Source organism: Polyangiaceae bacterium, assembly GCA_020633235.1.
GTDB lineage: Bacteria > Myxococcota_A > Polyangia > Polyangiales > Polyangiaceae > JACKEA01.
In genome coordinates this window covers 25,695-44,090 of the sequence record JACKEA010000013.1, presented here as the reverse complement: position 1 = coordinate 44,090, position 18,396 = coordinate 25,695, and the positions used below count along the sequence as shown (strand labels likewise).

At 67.3% G+C, this 18,396-nt stretch carries 15 protein-coding genes; 8 read left to right on the top strand and 7 right to left on the bottom strand.

The annotated features are described in order from the left end of the window. The coding region (locus H6717_42010; GenBank protein MCB9583684.1) for a hypothetical protein at positions 1-221 on the top strand (221 nt) is incomplete at its 5' end. Positions 222-314: 93 nt separating this feature from the next. Here H6717_42010 and H6717_42005 read toward each other — a convergent pair. Then, positions 315-1,781 carry a serine/threonine protein kinase gene (locus tag H6717_42005; GenBank protein MCB9583683.1) on the bottom strand — a complete coding sequence of 489 codons (1,467 nt, stop codon included), beginning with the start codon at positions 1,779-1,781 and terminating at the stop codon, positions 315-317. 72 nt (positions 1,782-1,853) lie between these two features. On the opposite strand from H6717_42005, the gene H6717_42000 reads away from it, so the two are divergent. Both H6717_42000 and H6717_41995 read left to right on the top strand, forming a co-directional pair. Further along, on the top strand, positions 1,854-2,861 hold the full coding sequence (locus H6717_42000; GenBank protein MCB9583682.1) for a hypothetical protein: 1,008 nt from the start codon (positions 1,854-1,856) through the stop codon (positions 2,859-2,861). Between the two features lie 184 nt (positions 2,862-3,045). Next, positions 3,046-3,240 carry a hypothetical protein gene (locus tag H6717_41995; protein ID MCB9583681.1) on the top strand — a complete coding sequence of 65 codons (195 nt, stop codon included), beginning with the start codon at positions 3,046-3,048 and terminating at the stop codon, positions 3,238-3,240. Here the strand turns inward: H6717_41995 and H6717_41990 are convergent, their stop codons facing one another. Next, entirely contained in the window at positions 3,241-4,167 is a 927-nt protein-coding gene (locus H6717_41990; GenBank protein ID MCB9583680.1) for an SUMF1/EgtB/PvdO family nonheme iron enzyme, read from the bottom strand. A gap of 84 nt (positions 4,168-4,251) precedes the next feature. Here H6717_41990 and H6717_41985 point away from each other — a divergent pair, with 84 nt between their 5' ends. Then, a complete protein-coding gene (locus tag H6717_41985) occupies positions 4,252-4,872 on the top strand; it encodes a TetR/AcrR family transcriptional regulator (GenBank protein ID MCB9583679.1) in 621 nt (206 codons plus the stop codon). 42 nt (positions 4,873-4,914) lie between these two features. Here H6717_41985 and H6717_41980 read toward each other — a convergent pair whose 3' ends face one another. The 5 genes from H6717_41980 to H6717_41960 all read right to left on the bottom strand — a co-directional run bounded on the left by H6717_41980 (position 4,915) and on the right by H6717_41960 (position 14,088). After that, positions 4,915-7,104, bottom strand: coding sequence for a hypothetical protein (locus tag H6717_41980; protein MCB9583678.1), 2,190 nt, complete (start codon positions 7,102-7,104; stop codon positions 4,915-4,917). 183 nt (positions 7,105-7,287) lie between these two features. Then, positions 7,288-7,935: a metallophosphoesterase family protein gene (locus H6717_41975; GenBank protein MCB9583677.1), complete on the bottom strand. Its 648-nt coding sequence runs from the start codon at positions 7,933-7,935 to the stop codon at positions 7,288-7,290. Continuing rightward, entirely contained in the window at positions 7,919-8,521 is a 603-nt protein-coding gene (locus H6717_41970) for a hypothetical protein (protein ID MCB9583676.1), read from the bottom strand. The genes H6717_41975 and H6717_41970 overlap by 17 nt, the downstream gene beginning before the upstream one ends. Before the next feature lie 88 nt (positions 8,522-8,609). After that, the gene (locus H6717_41965; protein MCB9583675.1) at positions 8,610-13,055 is read right to left on the bottom strand and encodes a translocation/assembly module TamB domain-containing protein; all 4,446 of its coding nucleotides are present in this window, start codon (positions 13,053-13,055) and stop codon (positions 8,610-8,612) included. Positions 13,056-13,125: 70 nt separating this feature from the next. Beyond that, positions 13,126-14,088 carry an endonuclease/exonuclease/phosphatase family protein gene (locus tag H6717_41960; protein ID MCB9583674.1) on the bottom strand — a complete coding sequence of 321 codons (963 nt, stop codon included), beginning with the start codon at positions 14,086-14,088 and terminating at the stop codon, positions 13,126-13,128. A 127-nt stretch (positions 14,089-14,215) separates the two neighbouring features. Here H6717_41960 and H6717_41955 point away from each other — a divergent pair, with 127 nt between their 5' ends. From H6717_41955 to H6717_41940, 4 genes are all read left to right on the top strand, one after another. Then, positions 14,216-15,151 (top strand): HD domain-containing protein, encoded by a 936-nt coding sequence (locus H6717_41955; GenBank protein ID MCB9583673.1) that lies wholly within the window; start codon positions 14,216-14,218, stop codon positions 15,149-15,151. A 46-nt stretch (positions 15,152-15,197) separates the two neighbouring features. Beyond that, a complete protein-coding gene (locus H6717_41950; GenBank protein MCB9583672.1) occupies positions 15,198-16,742 on the top strand; it encodes a DUF4215 domain-containing protein in 1,545 nt (514 codons plus the stop codon). Between the two features lie 172 nt (positions 16,743-16,914). Further along, positions 16,915-17,472: a damage-inducible protein DinB gene (locus H6717_41945; protein ID MCB9583671.1), complete on the top strand. Its 558-nt coding sequence runs from the start codon at positions 16,915-16,917 to the stop codon at positions 17,470-17,472. Between the two features lie 147 nt (positions 17,473-17,619). After that, a complete protein-coding gene (locus H6717_41940; protein MCB9583670.1) occupies positions 17,620-18,372 on the top strand; it encodes an Ig-like domain-containing protein in 753 nt (250 codons plus the stop codon). Positions 18,373-18,396: the final 24 nt, after the last annotated feature.

The following is an 18,396-nucleotide window of genomic DNA, read 5'->3' as shown; positions in this document are numbered from 1 at the left end:
ACGACCGATCCCCCCTGATCGGCGAGCTCGAGCGGGGCCGGAGAGAGAGCCTGAAAGCGAAGCTCGAGCACGCCCAGGATCTGATGAGCCACGTGAGCCGGGAGCTGGAGGTGGTGGTCGAACGGGCGCTGGATGCGCTGATCCGCGAGCTTTCGAACAAGCGCTGGGGCAAGACGGACAAGCCGCGCCGCTCCCGGGGACGAAGCCTGCGCGCGGGCTGATTCCGCGCCGAACCGACAAGCTGCCAGGTGGGAAGATGCTCCGCTGACCCAGCCGCCGCTTTGCGAGAGGACCGATTCAGGCGAGCACTGGGATTAGAGCCCGGAGCTCGTGATCCCGTGGTGCACCGGCGGTTTGCCGGTGGGGGTCGGCGCAGCGGTGGTCGGCGGTTTGTCGGCGGTGGTCTTCGCGACGGGCGGCTTCCCACTGTGCGGCTTCACCGTGGACGGCCTCGCGCTGGGCGGCGCCACTTCCGCGCTCGCCGTCGCGCTCGTGTCGCTGTCCGCCGACGGCTCCACGCTCGGCGCCGGGGCTGCCGCGTCCGGCGCGCTCGCCACCGGGGCCGTCGTCGTCGCGACGAGCGCGGCGGCATCCGCCGCCCCGCTCGTGCCCTCGGACTCGGGGCCCGCGGGCGCGCGGTTACGCATCCACGCGAAGCCCCCCACCGCCATCGCCCCGAACACCCCCAACACGGAAATCGCCAGCACGGCGCGGGACGCTCTCCGCTGCGGAATGTGGATGCTCTCCGGCATTTCCCGGGTCTGCTCGGCGCTCGTCGCGTCCACCACCCCCGGCGTGCTGCGCGGCACTTCCATCGCCCCCGTCGTGCTCGATCGGGGACGCGGTCCGACGGGTAGCGGCTTGCCCGCGAGCAGCGCGAAGAACTGTGCGTCTCCGCTGCGCTCGCTCAGCAGCGGGCGATGGCCGAGCTCGGCCATCACCCGCTCCAGCGCATCCGCCAGCTCGCCGGCCTCCGCGTAGCGCTGCCCGCGCTCTTTCGACATGGCGCGCTGGACGATGTCGCACACGCTGGCCGGCGTCCCCGGCGCGGCATCTGCGAGACGCGGCCGCGCCTCTTGGATGATCTGCACCATGAGCAGGCCGTACGTCTCCGCCAAGAACGGCGGCTTGCCCACCAGGCACTCCCACAACATCACGCCCAGGGAGTGCACGTCGCTGCGCGCGTCGATGGTCTTGTCCCCGGCGGCTTGCTCGGGGCTCATGTACAGCGGTGAGCCCATCACGGCTCCGGTGCGTGTGGTCACACCCAGCGAGGGAGACTCCGTGAGCACCTTGCTGATGCCGAAGTCGAGCACCTTGGGCACCAGCGCTCCGGTGCCGATGCGATGCAAGAACACGTTGGACGGCTTCAGATCGCGATGGATGATGCCCTGGGCGTGGGCCAAGGCCAGCGCGCGAGAGATCTCCGCGATGATCTCCACGCTCAACCCCACGGGCAGCTTTCCGGCGCGGGCGATGGCGTCGTCCAGCCCCACGCCGTCCAGGAGCTCCATCACCAGGTAGGGCGAGTCGTCGAGCTCGGGGTCGGTGCCGGCGTCGAAGATCTCGACGATGCTCGGATGCCGCAGGCGTCCCGCGACCTTCGCTTCCTGGAAGAAACGCTTGAGCTGCGCTGCGTTCGCCGCGCCGGGGTGCAGGAACTTGATGGCGAACTCCCGCTCCGTGACCTCGTTGCGGGCCAGCCACACGGAGCCCATGCCGCCCTCTCCCAGCTTGCCCAGGATGCGGTACTTGCCCCCCACCACGAAGCCGACCTGCACGGAACGTAGGGTAGTCCAGGGCGCGGTGCGCGTCATGCACGCCCGCCCGGAAGCGGTGGTAGCCTGTCGGCGATGCACGCGGTTCGAGGGATTTTCGTCGCGCTCGGCCTGTCCCTGGTCAGCTTCACCCTGTCCTCGCCGGCGCGGGCCCAGTCCGCCGAGGCCATCGCCGCCGCCAAGAAGGACTTCGCCGACGGCATCGCTCTGGAAGAGCAGGGGAAGTTCGCCCAGGCCCTGGTGAAGTTCCGGAGCGTCGCCAAGGTCAAGGAGACGCCCCAGATCTTGTTCCACGTGGGTCTTTGCGAGTCGAAGACCGGCGCGCTGGTGGAAGCAACGCAGACGCTCCGGCGCGCCGTCGACACCGCGCACGCCGAAGGCAACGACAAGGTGGAGAGCGCCGCCCAGGGCGAGCTCGACGCCGCCACCGCGCGCCTGCCGCGCTTGGTGCTCGCCGTCGTGGGCCAGCCGACGAGCGTGGAGGTCGACGGCCAAACGGTAGTGATCGATCGCCCCGTGCCGCTCAATCCCGGATCGCACCAGATCGTCGCGCATTACGCTGACGGAGACGTGACGACGAACGTGACGGTGGCCGAGGGCGCCACCGCGAAAGTCGAGCTCGCGCCGCCCGCGGCCGGTGGCACTGCCGAGCCGACGGGCCCCGTCGTTTCCGCGCCGAGCCAACAAAATCAAAATCCGGTCGCGGCGCCGCACCCTGCCCAGGTAGATCGCGGCACGCCGAAGACTCACGACGACACTCTTGCCTGGGTGCTCGTGGGTGGCGGCGCGGCGCTGGTGGTGGGCGGCTTCGTCACCTGGAAGCTCCGGGGAGATCAGATCGACACGTTGGATTCGATCTGTCCCGCGTCCGACCAGTGCCCACGGGCGCGCGAGTCGGAGGTGGAAGACGCCAAGAGCAAGGGCAGCTTGTACAGCACGCTCAGCGTGGGGCTGTGGGGCGTGGGCGCAGCGGCGCTCGGCACCGGCGGCTACTTGTTGCTCGGCAGCTCGAGCGACAGCGCGCGCGTCGCACCAGCGGTGGCCCCCGGTGTGGCCGGCGCTCAGCTGAGCGGACGGTTCTAAGCGAAGCAACGCGCGTGCCGGGCAGAATCTGCTCTGGTGTGCTCGGTGTGCGCAACTCTGGCGCGGATCACCTACATGCGTGATGCCGTAAGTCCATGAACCTGTGAGAGAAGCCGCTGTCGCAGGCGTGCGGCATGGCTCTTGAACGGGTTTTGACAGGAGTCATCAGGAAGGGAGGAGTTTCATGGCCGCCCTCGCTACGCCGCAAGAAAACTTCGACGCGGAGATCGCAAAGTCGATCCGCACCATCGAGCATCAGCGCAACACCAAGCGCGTGGCCGTGTTGGCCGCGGTGGTGTTGGCCCTCATCGCGGGTCTCGCCGCGACCTACCTCGCATACAGCGACACGCCGGAAGCCGCCAAGACGCTGCAGATGTAGCTACGGCTGCTTCACGGTGCGCACGCACCGAAAGCCGGCGTCGTTGAAGAACTGGTCGGCTGAAAACTGGTCGGGCACGTCGTTGCGCAGCTCTTGGGCGCCTTTCACGTGGATGAACGCGCCGCCGTTGCGGAAGTGTTCCTGGTTCAGGGAGGTGCTGCCCGTCGCCAGCGCGGGGCCCGTGTAGTCCACGGAGTCGTCCGGCGGGGCGTCCTCCCAATGCGCGTCCCACGCCCACTCGAAGACACTTCCGGTCATGTCTTCGACGCCGTCCACGGATGCGCCGTCGGAGGCCGTGCCGACGGCCACGGGAAAATTGCACTCGTCGTAGATGGCCGTGTCGCAGGTGGGCTCGGAGCTGCCATAGGAGTAGGGAAACTTGGTGTAGCCCTCGCCATCGCCCGTGGCGGCGTACTGCCACTCGGCTTCCGTGGGTAGGCGGCGACCTTGCCACGCGCAGTAGGCGACCGCCTGCGGCCAACTGACGCAGGTCATCGGCAGATCGTCGTTGTCGATTTCGAACGTGTTTTTCTGCAGTTGAACCACGCCGTCGCAGTCGTTCGCTCCGTAGTGCGCCTCACGCGTGGCGGCGGACCACGTTGGTTGCCACACCATCTGCTCTTCATAGGGACCTCCCGGGTCCAGCGAGCAGGTGGTGGTGCCGTCGTCGCAGGGCAGCGGCATCCCCGCGTCCAGCCATGCACGGTAGCGACCGACGGTGACCTCGTGGCCGTCCATGTCGAAGCTGTGCGTGAAGCTCACCGTGGCCGTCAAACCCTGAACGCTGACGTCGAAGGCGTCCTTCGCGGAGTACACGCGCTCCGTATCCGGGGCGATGGGCTCGTGCTCCGAGTACGAGTAGTCCGGAAAACAGGCGCTGGTGAGTGCCAGCACCAACGCTCCCGCAGGCAGGATTCGACGTTGCATTGCCCTTCGTTGGGTTTTCGCTCGCGCGGGTCGGCGCGTCAATGCGAACGGATGGACCGATGATATCCTGCGTCGTGGCAGCCCATGCCGCGACCCAAGCACAGTGACCCTGCCAAGACCTTCGCGGCCATCGTGGATGCAGCGGTGGTGGTGCTCCAAGAGCAGGGCCCGAACCACGTCTCCCTCCGGCGCGTTTCGGAAGCGAGCGGCCTCAGCATGGGCACGCTCACCTATTACTTTCCCAATCGTCAGGATCTGGTCGAAGCCTGCCTGGACGTCCACTACCAGCACATCTCGGCCGGCATTCTCGAGTTCCACGCGGCAGTGACGGAGGGACCCGTGGATGCGGCCTTGATTCGACACCACGTGGGCCGGCTGGTGGACATCGCCTTCGCCGATCGGAGCTTCCTCCAGCTCCGCGCGCTGGTGATGGCCGAGGCGCAGCAGTACCACCCGGGCCGTCTGAACGAGCACTTGCTGCCAACCCTGGACCTGGCCGTGAAGAGCTTGGCCGAGGCTGTGGGCGTGGAGCCGCAAGAGGTTCGCCTGGCCGCCCTCACGTACAACTACGCCGTGGCGCGCTACGCGGTGCTCACCGACGAAGAGCTCACGGCGTTCACGGGCATCGACACGCTGGACAAGGCGCGCGCCCGGGTCCGCGAGCACATCGCGGAAGGCGTGTGTCGCGCCTTCCGCTTGGCGTAGCTTGCGACGCCCTCGAAAGGGCGCCGCAAGCCGCCGCGCGGGTCACGGGCTCGTGATGTCCAGCGTGTACGAGCCGGTGGTGTTCGACGTGTTCGACCAGCCGTCCACGAAGATGTAGTACGTGGTGCCGGCGGTGAGCGAGGTGGTGATCGTCTCGGTGCACGACGTGCCGCAGTCGTCCACGCCGGCCACGCACGTGCTGTCGATGTTGCCGCAGTCAGTGGCGATGTACAGCGTCGCATCGAAGCCGGACACCGAAACCGTGTAGCTGCCCGTGGTCGATGGTGTGAACGCGTAGACCACGTCGCCCGAACCATTGCCCGCCTTGCTCGTGTTGCCTGGGCAGGAGTTGCTCGAGTAGCCGTAGTCCCCGCTCGCGAAGGTGGTCGCACCAGCGTCAGTGTACGGAACGCTGGTGACCACCGTGGCGCCGGCGCAGGTGTCGTTCGCCGGTGGCGTCACCGTTTCCACCACCAGATCGAAGCTGCCGTATTCGTAGGAATCGTAGCCATCCACGATGATGTAGTAGGTGGTGCCGGCCGTCAGATCCACCAGCAGGTTTTCCGAGCTAGAGGTGTCGTTGGCTCCCAAACAGGTGTTGTCCTCGTCCGCACAATCGGTGACCAGGTACAGAGTGCTGTCGAAGGACTGATTCGAAAGCCCGATGTGATACTTGCCGGTCGTGCTGGGGGTGAACGAATAGGCCACGTCCCGTGCACCGCTACCCGCTGAACCGCTCTTGCCCGGGCAGGTACCCGAGCTGAAGGAGTAGTCCGAGGTGGCGAAGGTCGTGTCACCGCTGGTGTTCCAGGGCAAGGCGCCTACGACCGTCGCGGTGCCACAGGTGTCGTTGGTCGGTACGGTGACCTGGTCCACCGACAGATCGAACGTGCCAAACTCAGTGGCGTCGTAGCCATCGACGATGATGAAGTACGTCGTTCCCGCCGTCAGACTGACCTGCAGGCTCTCCTGCGCGATTCCGTAGGCTTCGTCAGCGCCCACGCACGTCGTGTCCTCGTTTGCGCAATCCGTGACCAGATACAACGCGCTGTCGAAGGTCTGGTTCTTGAGCTGGATGCTATACGCCCCGGTGGTGGTGGGCGTGAACGCATACGCGAGATCGGACGCCCCGGTGCCGGCTCCGTAGGTTTCGCCAGGGCACGCGTTGTCGCCGTACTCGTAGTCCGACGTTGCCCACGTGGTGTCGCCACTCGTGTTCCAAGGCAGAGTCCCGACCACAGTGGCCGCACTGCACATGCTATTGGCGGGCGGTGGCGGAGCCGCATCCACCATCAAATCGTAGGTGCCGTAGTTGGTATTGCCAGCACTGTTCGAGTAGCCGTCGACCACGATGTAGTACGTCGTACCGGCGGTACCGTTGAACATCAGCGATTCATTGCCGCTGAAGGCTTCCTCGTTGGCCACCGCGCAGCTGTTGTCGACGTCGGCACAGTTGGTGATTACGTACAGGTTGGAGTCGTAGTTCGCGTCCAACGTCACGACGTACGTGTCGGTCGAAGTGGGCGTGAAGGCGTACACCTGGTCGTTCGCCTCGTTGCCCCAGCCGCTGCTCTCACCGGGACATGCGCCGCTGGAATAGCCGTAGTCATTGGTGGCGTTGGTGGTGTCGCCGCTCGCCGTGAAGGGCAAGCTGCCGATGACGAACGCGTTCGCGCAGGTGCTGCCGGTGCTTCCACCCGCGCCGCCCGCGCCCGCCATTCCGCCCGCGCCCGCCATTCCTGCGCTACCGGCCATGCCGCCGCTGCCCGCCATGCCCGCGGTGCCGCCGCTACCGGCCATGCCCGCAGTGCCGCCACTTCCAGCCATTCCGCCGCTACCGGCCATGCCCGCGGCGCCACCGCTGCCCGCCATGCCCGCGGTGCCGCCGCTACCGGCCATGCCTGCAACGCCGCCGCCGCCTGCAACGCCGCCGCCGCCTGCCGCGCCGCCGCCACCGGCCAGGCCGCCGCTGCCCGCCGCGCCGCCACCGGTACCCGCGGCGCCGCCGCCAGTTCCGCCGCTGCCGCCGGTAGCGCCCGTTCCGCCGGTCGCGCCAATACCGCCAGTGTTTCCGCCGCCGGTCGCGCCGAAGCCGCCGGTATTGCCGAATCCGCCGGCGTTTCCGAATCCGCCGGTCGCTCCGCTACCTCCGGAGCCACCGCCGCCAGTGTCGTCACTCCCGCAAGCCACCACGCCCAGGGACAGGGCGCAGACGATCGCCAAACGCTTCATTGAGCACCTCCCCTTCGGGGAGTACAGGGAGGCTGGACGCAGATCAACCTACAAATTCCCACATACACCTACGCGGACGTATCCGGACGGCGCACATTGCGGGATTTTCACGAGGTTCCGCGGCGGACCGACAAGCCCCTGCTGATGGCTTTTCTTTTGTTGGCGCAGCGCGGAACCTCGCGGTCAGAGCGCATGCTGCGTGCGCGGCGACGTCGTAGCCCCCAGGTCGTAGATGCCAGCGCTCGGGGCGTCGAAATCCAACAGCACGAAGCACGGATGCTGATCACGAACGAGGGTGCCGGCGTTCAGCAGCCTGAGCTCTGCGAAGGTGTGCAGGTGCGCGTGGTGCGTGTGTCCGCAGAGCACGAGCTCGTGCGAGCTCGCGCGGAGACCTTGTAGGGCGTCGTTCGCCTCCAGCGCGTAGCCGTAGTCGTCGATTCCGACCCTGGCCATGTCGTCGCTTCCCAGGCCGTGACAGAGGAGCACGGACCCCAGCGTCGACTCGAAGGCGAGGGTCGGTGGGAGCACGCGCAGGTAGTCGAGAGTGCGGTCGCTCAGCTCCGCTCGGCGCGTGGCGTTCGGAAGCGTGCGGAGCGTGCCCTTCGAGATCCAACGGTCGTGATTGCCACGTACCGTGAGCACGTTCCGCGCTTCCAGAAGCTCGCGGCAGCGCTCCGCGGAGCCTTGGCCATCCACGATGTCCCCCGTACACAGGATGGTTCGGGCGCCGAGCTTCGTCAGCTCGTCGAGCGCACGCTCGAGCAAGACGTCCTCGGCGTGGACGTCTCCGATGAGCCCGACGCGGCCGCCAAGCTCAGTCGCTGGAGGCATCCGTCGCGGCGTCGGCCGCTGCGTCCGTGGCGGCATCCGCGCTGGCGTCGGTGCCCGCCTCCACGCCGCCGTCCGTGCACAGTGGCGGCAGCGGAACGCACAGGCAGTTGGGGCTGCATACGATGTCGCCGGGATTCACCGCGTCGCTCGGGCACGCGAAGCAGGCGAAGACGTTGAAGCAGAAGCCGATCTGAAATGGCTGCGAGCTCTGCCCGTCGATCTCCGCTTGCGTGACGCACGCGTTGAAGCCGGAGGCGCTGCCGGCTTCGGCTTCCGGCGCGGCGTCCTTCACGCCGCCGTCGCTGCCGCCGACTCCGGCGCTGCCGCCGACGCCAGCGCTGCCCCCGGTGCCGCCCGTAGCGGCCGTTCCACCGGTGCCGCCGGTGCCGCCCGTAGCGGCCGTTCCACCGGTGCCACCGGTGGCGCTGCTCCCGCCAAAACCCCCGGTGCCGCCGAAACCGCCGCTGCCCCCGAAGCCGGAAGTGCCGCCCGTGGCGCCGCTCCCGCCGCCGACGTCATCCTCCGTGCTGGCGCAGCCCACGATCGCGGCGCACACCAAGAGTCCGACTGCGACCACCCGACGCATGACATCGTTTTACCATCGTAAGCCAGGCTTGGGGAGGATCACATGAAGACGCTTTCGGAGCTGCGCGGAGTGCGGTCGGCCCTGAGCGTCACTCGAACTCGAGGCGCCAGCGGATGTCGGCGCCGAGGTTGCCGAGGCTGGAGCTCGAGATGTCGTTCACGTTGTCGTAAGAACCTTCCACGCTGACGCGATTGGAGAGGCGCCACTCGATGTTGGAGCGGATCTCCCGCGAGTCTGCCAGGCCGCTGGTGACGTTGGCGCGGATGCGCTCCGCCAGCCGCTTGCCGATGGTCACGGTGGGCTCCGTGCGGCCGGTCCTGGACGAATAGGCGGAACCGAAACGGAACTCGTCGATCACCGGTACTGCCTTGGTGACGGCGCGGTCCGCGCCGCTCAAGGTGCCCAGCGCCTCCAGCGCCACGCTCTCCCCCACGCTGGCACTCTGTGCCTGGTCCAGCTCCGCGCGGGTGAGCCCCACGGTGAGCAGCAAGAAGATGTCGTCCTGCGCCAAGGCCGGATCGCTCGTCAGATCGATCTTGAGGTTCTCGGCGTCGCCGTGGGCGTGCATGGAGATGTGCCACAGGCCGCCCTGCGCAGCGGTGCTGCCGCTGCCGGTGCTGTCCGCGGCACCTCCGCCGGAGCCACTGTCCTTGCTGACGGACTCGGAATAGCGGCGGTAGTCGGTCACGGCGGTGACGTCCACCTGCGGTGCGATGCGGGTGACGTCGTCGAAGCGAACGAAGCCCTGACGGACCTCGAACTCGTTGCGGCGCAAGCGAATGCGTCCGCCCGGCTTCACGCGCACTTCGCCGCGCATTCCGAAGCGCTCGTTGGTGCCCGCCAGCTGGAGACCGGTGCGGTCCAGCGTCAGCTCCGCCTCGACCAGGTTGTTCTTGATGCTGAGGGCGCGGTTGGCGCGCAGCGTGACGTCGAACTCCACGAAGTCGTCGGCGGGGTCGTAGGCTTCGAACTCCGTGCGCTTGCCGCGCTGGGTGAGGGTGTTGATGTCCGCCGTCATGGTGATCGGGCGGGTGTACTCGAAGGAGCGAAACGTCACGTCGCCCGTCACCCGGGGCAGCGGAGGCTTTTCGGCTCCGTCGCTGGGCGGCGTGTAGGTGGCCACCAGGTTCGCGTCCACCGCGGCGCGCATTCCCTGCTGCAGCGGGAGCGAGAGGTCCCGAGCGGTGATCACCGCTCGGCCTTGCCCCAGCTCGAAGCCCCGAAGCGGTGCGCTGCCGGTGACGGAGAGCGTGCCGTTGCCGATCTTGGCCGTTGCGCGGCTGAGCCTGAGCTCGTCGTTGCTCAGGTCCAGCGCCACGTTGAGGTCCGACACCGGGGAGGGCATGCCCCGCACGAAGATCTCGCCGCCGCTCAAGGCGAAGCCGCCTTCGTAGCGTGGAGAGGCGAGCGGGCCGCGGACGGCGAGCTTGCCCGCCAGGCGCCCCTGCACTCGCTCCACCCGGGGCATGGTGCGGGCGAGCGTCGCCAGGTCGAGGGGACGCAGGGTGAGGTTCGCGTCCACCTCGGGCTTCTTCCCCAGCTTGCTCACCGTGCCCTTGACGTCGAACACCGCGCGCAGTCCGCGCGGCATGCGTGCCGACACCGTGAGGGTGGGGAACTTCAGCTGGCCATCCGCGAGGGCGATGGTGTGCGACCCAGGCAAGAGCTCCAGCGTCAGACCGCTCTTCTCCACCTCCAGCTCTTGGATGGCGAGCTTCCCCCGCGCCTTGGACGGCGTTTCCATCGGCAGCTCGTCGATCACCAGGCTGCCGCTCAGCGTGCCGTGGGGCTTGTCCCCGGAGAGCGCCACGCTGGGAGACAGCTCCGCCAGGGAACCGACGTCGAGCTCGTCGAACTCGATGGTGCCTTTCACTGTCTTCGCCCGCTGCCGGGTGATGGACAGATCGTTCATGCGGATCTGGCCCCCAAAGGCGGCGCCGCTGACCAGGAACGTTCCTTGGGACTTGTCCTGATCGTACTCCGCGCGCACGAAGGGGGGCGTGATGGCACCGCCGCAGCGCGTTCGGCCGATCACCTTCAACGGCCGCTCGATGGGCTCGAGCCGAACGCGCACGTCACTGGCCGGCAGGGTGGCGGTGCCCATGCGCACCGGAGACACGTGCACCTGCGCGGCGAGCTCCAGGGCGTCCACGGTGCCGCTCACGTCCGCGGTGCCGTTGGCCTTGCCGTCCACCATCATGCCCAGCGCACCGGCGCTGTCGATCTTGGAGATGGGGACTCCGGACGCCACCACCTGACCGGTGAGCACGCCGCCCTTCTGCATGGCGAAGGAACCGAGCATGGTTCCGGTGCCTTTGGTCAACGTCACCGAGGGAACGTCCAGCTCTATGCCCAGGTAGCTCGCGTCCCGATCCAACCAACGAAAGTCGAAGTCGGCCCTGGCGGAGTCGTAGCGCTCCTCGAACAGGTTCACCTTGCCGAGGTCCATGTCGCCCTTGACCAGCAGCAAACCGCCGCCGCAACGGTCCTTCTTGCCGCCCAGGTCGTAGTGGACGCGCGCATCCACTTTGCCCACGCCTTCGATCTGATCGAAGCGCGGGTCGCCGTCGAACAGGAACATGGAGAAGAAGTCGCGCACGTCGAAGTGATCGCTCCGCACTTGGGCGTCGGCCCGTACGGAGGAGTCCGTGTCGAAGTCGAGGCGCGCGGTGCTGACGCGGAACTCGCTGCCGTTCTTCTTGCCGACCACGTCGAAGAAGTCGACCTTGAGGGGGCTGAAGCGAACCTTGCCGCTCTTGATGTCCCCCAATGGGAAGCCGCCGAACACCAGCTTGGAGATGCCCAGGTCTCCGGTGAGCAGGGGGTTGCCCGACTTGCCGTGCATGGCCACCTCCAGGTCCGCCAAGCCGGACCAGGGGATGTCGATCAGCGGGCTCACGTCCGCGAGATCGATGTGCGAGCCCTTGCCGATCTCGAGATCGATGTCGTTGGAGAAGCCGATGCTCACCAGCTTGGCGATGACCGCGCTCTTCCCGAAGGTCGAGCGGGTGTCGTAGAACTCGAGGGCGTTCGGCCGGACGCCCAGGCGTCCCCGCACCGTGGCCGCGTGGACGCCGATCATGTGGCGCCGCGCGGGATCACGAAACGACTTGTTGGTGACTTCGAAGTTTCGCGTCTCGGCGTAGAGGTCCGCGTCGATCTTGAGGGGGCTCAGCCGCCCATGCACTTTGGTGACCTTGGTCACGTCCAGGTCCCAAGCCACGATGGTGTCGTTCGTCACGCCCAGGTCGCGCATCAGGCCTGGAAACCGAACACCGCTGCCGTCCACGCGTTCGGCGGAGATGCTGCCGCCCTTCGCGAAGGGATCGATGCGGGCGTTCTTGACCACGATCTTCCCGTCGGCGAAGCGGTTCTCGAGCTTGGGAATGGTGATCTTGTCGCCGCTGACCTCCACGTCGGCGTCCAGCTGCTTGGCCAATGCGTAGACGTCGAGCTGGAAGTTCTCCGCATGCAGCTTGCCGCGCACCTCGGGTAGCCGCGCCCGGGCGTCGTAGCGAACGTCCCCGGCGAAGCCCACCCAGCCGGACATCTGGCCCATCTTCACGTAGCGATTCGCGATGGCGACGGGAGCTCGGAGCACCACGTGGCCATCGACCAGCAGCGGTTCGCCCTTCTTCACCGCCAGCCGCACCTGAGACAGCCGTAGCGCTACCTTGGCGGGATCCTCGTCTCCGGTGACGGTGCACGAGGGATCCGTACCTTGGGCGGGATCGAAGTCCGTGCGACCGAGCAGCGATAGCCGGCGCACCAACACGCTGCCGGGCTCCACGCGCGCCCGCAGGCTCAAGCGGCACACGACGTCCTCGTCCCAGGCGTCGAAGGTCACCGAGCGTTCCGGAGACGATTCGATGGCGCTCTTGTGCCCATCCGCCGTGATGGTCACCGGTCGCGGCTGGACGATCCGCGTCTCTGCCGCGCGCACGCCGATCTCGAAGCTTTGCCCGGTCTCGGCGAACACGTCCAGGTCGATGGGGCCGGCGTTCACCCGGCGGCCGTCGATGTCGAGGGAGATCTTCGCGTCCGTCACGCCCAATGAGGAAAACGGTGCGCGCTCCATCTTGGGCGCCGGGCCTTCGCGCTTGGGCAGGCGATAGCTGAGGTTCGCGAGCTTGCCGTCTCGCAGCACGATGCTGATGGTGGGCTTTTCGATCTCGATGTCGCCGACGTCCAGGCGCCCGGCGAGCAGGGAGAACACCCGCGGCTTCACGGACAGGTGGTCGGCGACCAACACCGGCGGACCGCCGTCGTTGGCGGGTACGACCACGTCGTCCAGGCCGATGGCCAGCGGCCACAGCTCCATGCGCACCTGATAGCGAGCTTCGACGCCGAGCTCCTCGTGCAGCACCCGCGCGGTTTCCGCCGATGCCCAGCGCAGCACGGGCTTCGAGCGCACGAGCAGACCGGCGGCGAGGGGCAGCGCACCGATGAGCGCGAACACCGCGCACAGCAGGCGCGCGAATAGCCGCCCGAAATCGCGCCGTGGGCGGCGCTTTCGCGGAATGTCGCCAGTCACCGGTCCCCAAATCGTATCGCGCCCCGCAAGAAAACGCCCGTCCCCAATAATTTCAAGGGCTTAGCGTCGCTCAGTTCACGAGATACGTGGCCAGCACCGGGGAGTGGTCGCTCAGGGCGTTCACCGTGCCGGAGTGGAGGATGTTCACCTTTGCGGGGTATTCCGCGTCGAGACCCCCAGCGGCGGTGCTGTCGATGATCTGGTCGTCGAACAGCATCTTGGAGCCGTAGTCCACGCTCCAGCGATCGGCGACAGGGATGATCTCCGTCGCGCTGACCAGGTCCGTGCCCTTCAGCGCCGCCATCTGTGGCGTGTCCTTGTCGGAGTTGAAGTCACCGAGAACGATGGAGAAGGTGGTGGGGTCGTCGAACTCCACCTGCTGGACGATCTTCTTCGTCTGCTCCGCTTCGGCGATGCGCTTGAGCTGGCTGTCTGCGTCCGTTCCGCTCTTCCAGTGGACACCGAAGAACACCACCTGCCGGCCGTTGATGACCATGTGGGCCTCGAGCACGTCTCGGGCGAAGACGAAGGTCTTGCTCGGATCCGTGCTGGCCTTGAAGAACTCGTCCTTGTGGGAAACGACCGAGGTGATGGGAAACTTGCTGAGGATCGCGATGTCGATGCCGCGGGGATCGTTGCCCTGGGTGATGTGGCGGTTGGGATAGCCGCCGAGGGCGTCGCCCAGGTCATCCATCACCGCTTGGTTCTCGATTTCCTCGATCACGATCACGTCCGGCGTCAGGCTGGTGAGCACGCCGGCAATTCCGGAGAGCTTCTGTTGATACTCCTGGGACGTGAGGATGATCTCGTCCGCGACCGGCACCTCGAGGCTGTCGCGCTTGTCGTTGTAGAAGTTCTGGGTGTTCCAGTTGACCACGCGCACGGGCACCGGCGGGCCGGCTTCCACGTTCACCGCAGCGTCCGGCACCGGCGTGTCCGCGTCCTTGTCGGGCACGCTGAAGTCGCGTGCGGTGCCTGGACAGCCCAGAAGGCCGAGGGCGGCCAGCAGCCCCAGGACGGCGATTTTGCGCATGGTCCCGCAGCATGACAAACCTCGTCTCCAAGGGCGAGGGTGGGGTGCAAACCTCTCAAATTCCCGACGACCTGTGCTAAGAGCCCCGCCTCCCAGCGGCCCTGAGCGTCGGGCTGCCACCATCACCATGCCTGAACGCTCCACCGCCCCTCAGGGGGACAAGAACCGTGCGATGAACGCCCTCGAGCGCGCAGCGGAGTGCGCCGAGCGCGGCGTCACGGCTCGGCCCGTCACGTTGGTGGATCCCGCGGACATGGAGCTGCTCAGCCCCGCGGACATGCGTCCCTGGCTCGACCGCGTGATGATGGGAGATCACCCGGACGAAGGGCTCGACGCGCTGCTCACCACCGGCGTGCTGGACGTGTTGTTGCCGGAAGTGAAGGCCCTGGTCGGCTTCGGAGATGGCGAGTGGCGCCACAAGGACGTGTGGAAGCACACCAAGCAGGTGGTGCTCCAGGCGGTGCCTCGCATCGAGGTGCGTTGGGGCGCGCTATTTCATGACATCGGCAAAGTGCGGACCCGCACCATCTCGCCCACCGGTGAGGTGCACTTCTTCGGTCACGCCGAGGTGGGCGCCCGCATGTTCGACAAGCTGAACCGGCGCAAGAAGTTGTTCACCGCCGACGAGACGCTGCTCAGGGAAATCCGATTCCTGGTGCTGCACCACCTGCGGGCCAGCCAGTACGACGGCAGCTGGACGGACAGCGCCGTGCGGCGCTTTGCCCGGGAAATGGGACCCTACCTGGAAGATCTGCTGTGCCTTTCTCGCGCGGACATCACCACCAAGCGACCCGAGAAGAAGCGCCGTGGCATCGCCATGATCGACGAGCTGGCGGTGCGCATCACGGAGCTGGCGCAGGAAGACGCCAAGGTCCCTCCGCTCCCCACCGGGCTCGGCAACGCGCTCATGGCCACCTTCGGCATTCCCCCGTCCAAGAAGCTGGGGGACATCAAGCGCGCGCTGGAGGCGGCGGTGGAGGCGGGGGAGATCCAGCCAGAACAGGACAGCGGCTACTACGTTCAGTACTTGGCGGAGAACAAGGAACGCTTCGGCATCGACTGATTGCCAACTCCTTGAGCTGGTGACCCGCGCCTGTCAAAATCGGCGGGTGAAGAAGAGCTTAGCGTTCTGGGTGCTTTTGGGTCTGGCTCCGGTCGCGTGCGGACGCGCGGGACTGGAGGACGATCTCTACGGAACCGGAGGCACCGGAACGGGCGCTACCGGAAGCGGCGCCACCGGGGGCGGAGCGACCGGAGGCACGGGCGGCATCGGTGGCATCGGCGGTGCGCCCGGCGGTAGCGGCGGCATCGGTGGCGGACCGGGCGGCAGTGGTGGCATGGGCGGCACGGGGGGTCAGAGCAGCTGCTGCATTCCCTCGCAGACGCCGGGCTGTGTCGATCCCAACGTCTCCTCCTGCGTGTGCGCGACGGACAGCTTCTGTTGCGAGCAGAGCTGGGACAACTTGTGCGTCGACGAGGTCACCAGCCTCGGCTGCGGCAACTGCGGCACCGGCGGCAGCGGTGGCTTCGGTGGAGGTCCTGGCGGCAGCGGCGGTATTGGCGGCTTCGGCGGAGGCCCTGGCGGCAGCGGCGGCATTGGCGGCTTCGGCGGAGGTCCCGGTGGCAGCGGTGGCATCGGCGGCTTCGGTGGAGGTCCCGGTGGCAGCGGTGGCATTGGCGGTTTCGGCGGCAGCGGTGGCACCGGCGGTGGGCCGGCCGGCGACTGCTGCGTCCCCACGCAAGCGCCCTCCTGCCTCGATCCGCAGATCGCCCAGTGCGTGTGCGCGACCGACGGCTTCTGCTGTCAGGTGTCGTGGGACTCGTTGTGCGTGAGCGAGGTCGATAGCCTCGGCTGCGGCAGCTGCGGCGGCACTGGCGGAACCGGTGGCATGGGTGGCAGCGGCGGCACCGGTGGCGCGCCCGGCTTCTGCGGCGACGGCATTCCCCAGCCCGGTGAGCAATGCGACCTCGGCCCCGGCAACGAAGATCGGCCGGCATTCCAGGCGCAGCGCGGCAACCTGGTGTTCGCCGTCACCCCGCTGGACATGGCGGCCACGGTGCAGAGCTTCTACGCCTACAGCTCCGCCAGCAGCCACACCGGCTTCGAGGCCTTGGGCGCCAGCCGCGCAATGCTCCAACGCAACGTGAACACCGGCCAGCTCAGTCTTGTGATGGTGCACGGCATCGATCAGAACAGCTCCGGTCAGAACCAGCCGCCCTCCGCGGTGAAGTGCCAGATGAGCGGACTTCCCTCGTCCACCTTCGTGACCGTCGCCGACGACACGCTCTCGGAGTTCAACAAGAACAGCGCCACTACCGCCATCGGTTCGTGGCAGTTCCAGTCCAACTCCGACGGCGGCGCCATCAGCTCCTTGCCAGTGCCCGGCAACTGGACGGTGACCGTGGACATGGGCTTCGGCTCCGGCATCAGCAGCTTCGCCTTCGTGAACGGCAACAAGGCCATCGTTGGCCTGGGCAGCGTCGCTTCACCCGCGCCGCTGGTGATTCGCGCGTTCAACACGCCGTCCAAGTGCCGCACCAGCTGCACCATCCCCAAGTGCGGAGACGGCATTCTGGATGGCGGCGAGGTGTGCGACGACGGAAACAACGTTTCCGGCGATGGCTGCTCTGCCAACTGCAAATCCTTGAACTGATGGATGTCGGGGCGGCGCGGAAACACCGCGCCGTGCGGCCCGCCGTCGGGCTCGTGTGTCAGGTCGTCGCGCTCGACAAGGCCTAGTTCGACCCAATTGTCGGCACGCTCTCGCGTCGGTCGCGCAAGGCGCTGGACGCCGGCCTGAAGCTCGTGCTCGATTGGACGTAGTCATGACGATGAGCGTGGAATGGCTGGGCGCCCTCGCCCGCTACAACCGGTGGATGAACGAAAAGCTGTATGGCGCCGCCGCCACGCTCAGCGACGAAGCGCGCAAGCGCGATGCTGGCGCGTTCTTCAAGTCCATACACGGCACGTTCAACCACATCTTGCTCGCCGACAGGGTTTGGCTCGCACGCTTCACGAACGTCCCCGTCCCGGACGGAGACTTCGGACCTGGGGGCATTCGCTCCCTCGATCAGGAGCTCTATTCCGACTTCGAAGAGCTCCGAAGGGAGCGTGCCGTCACCGACGACGCACTATCGGTCTGGATCGCCGAGCTCACGTCCGAGCAACTCTCGGGCGCCCTGGTGTACATGCGCCGCGGTCGACAGGAGCAGTTTCCGCTGTGGTGGGCGGTCTCCCACGTCTTCAACCATCAGACCCATCACCGCGGTCAGATCACGACGCTGCTCGTGCAGCAGGGATGCGACCCTGGGGTCACGGACCTGGTCGCCATGCTGCGTGACGAAGCCAGCCGTACGACGAAGAAGCTAAAACTGACGCCGTGATCGCGCTGTCGGCGCCTTGCGTCACATGCTTCGCGCCCGTCGCGGAGCCGAAACACCGAGGTGTGCCGGGGCGACAACGCTTCGCGTCACACCTGCGGCCAAGTATGCGAAATCACGGGTGGCACGCCGGCTGCACCAGGGCTTGTCATGAACATGAAGAAACTGCCTTTGGCTTCGCTCTTGGCTCTCGGTGCGCTGAGCTCGGCTTGTTCCGTGGGGGACTCCACCCGCGGGGATCTCGGACGCGTGGACTTCAGCTACGGCGCGTCGTGCTTCTTCGGATGCGGGACGGATCAGCCCGTGCTCAGTGAGTCGAGCGAGCGCATCGACGTCACCGGTCCCGGCAATGCCGAGGGCGTGTCGGCCATCTCCCTCGATCCCGCAATCGCGGAGATCGCCGTCCGTCGCAGCTGCGGGTGCGAAAAGCAGATCAGCGACTCCGAGGCGGAGGGCACCACGCTGCCCGCGAGCGGCGTGTGTCCGGAGGGCTTCGACGAGGTGTGCGACAACGCCTTCGATCTCACGACGCACGCTGCGGGGAACGTGAAGATCGAGCTGCGCGACGCAGCCGGGGATCTCGTCGATTCCACGACGCTGCACGTGCGTAGCGCGGATCGCCTGGAGCTGACTCAGCTGCAAGAAGGGACGGCCGACGAGACGCCGGTTTCCGCCCTCGAGGTGCCCCTCGGCGAGAGCGTCGAGCTCCGCGCGACGGCGTACGCCAGTGACGAGAAGCTCCTGGGTGCCGATGGCTTCGCGTGGAAGAGCGCAGAGCCGAGCATCGCCGCGGTGCACAGCGGCTCGCCCGTCGCTTCCGTGACGGCCAAGGCCGCCGGTTCCACGACGATCACCGTCGTGGCGGGCGAGACGAGCATCGAGCTGCCCATCGTGGTGAAGTGACGACGCGAGGTACCGCGCCGCCCC

Bases quoted from the DNA above. Each gene is read 5' to 3' on its own strand.
- H6717_41960 (MCB9583674.1), bottom strand. From the start codon at position 14,088: ATGCGCAAAATCGCCGTCCTGGGGCTGCTGGCCGCCCTCGGCCTTCTG.
- H6717_41980 (MCB9583678.1), bottom strand. From the start codon at position 7,104: ATGAAGCGTTTGGCGATCGTCTGCGCCCTGTCCCTGGGCGTGGTGGCT.
- H6717_41955 (MCB9583673.1), top strand. From the start codon at position 14,216: ATGCCTGAACGCTCCACCGCCCCTCAGGGGGACAAGAACCGTGCGATG.
- H6717_41970 (MCB9583676.1), bottom strand. From the start codon at position 8,521: ATGCGTCGGGTGGTCGCAGTCGGACTCTTGGTGTGCGCCGCGATCGTG.
- H6717_41995 (MCB9583681.1), top strand. From the start codon at position 3,046: ATGGCCGCCCTCGCTACGCCGCAAGAAAACTTCGACGCGGAGATCGCA.
- H6717_41975 (MCB9583677.1), bottom strand. From the start codon at position 7,935: ATGCCTCCAGCGACTGAGCTTGGCGGCCGCGTCGGGCTCATCGGAGAC.
- H6717_41940 (MCB9583670.1), top strand. From the start codon at position 17,620: ATGAACATGAAGAAACTGCCTTTGGCTTCGCTCTTGGCTCTCGGTGCG.
- H6717_41985 (MCB9583679.1), top strand. From the start codon at position 4,252: ATGCCGCGACCCAAGCACAGTGACCCTGCCAAGACCTTCGCGGCCATC.
- H6717_41945 (MCB9583671.1), top strand. From the start codon at position 16,915: ATGACGATGAGCGTGGAATGGCTGGGCGCCCTCGCCCGCTACAACCGG.
- H6717_42000 (MCB9583682.1), top strand. From the start codon at position 1,854: ATGCACGCGGTTCGAGGGATTTTCGTCGCGCTCGGCCTGTCCCTGGTC.
- H6717_41990 (MCB9583680.1), bottom strand. From the start codon at position 4,167: ATGCAACGTCGAATCCTGCCTGCGGGAGCGTTGGTGCTGGCACTCACC.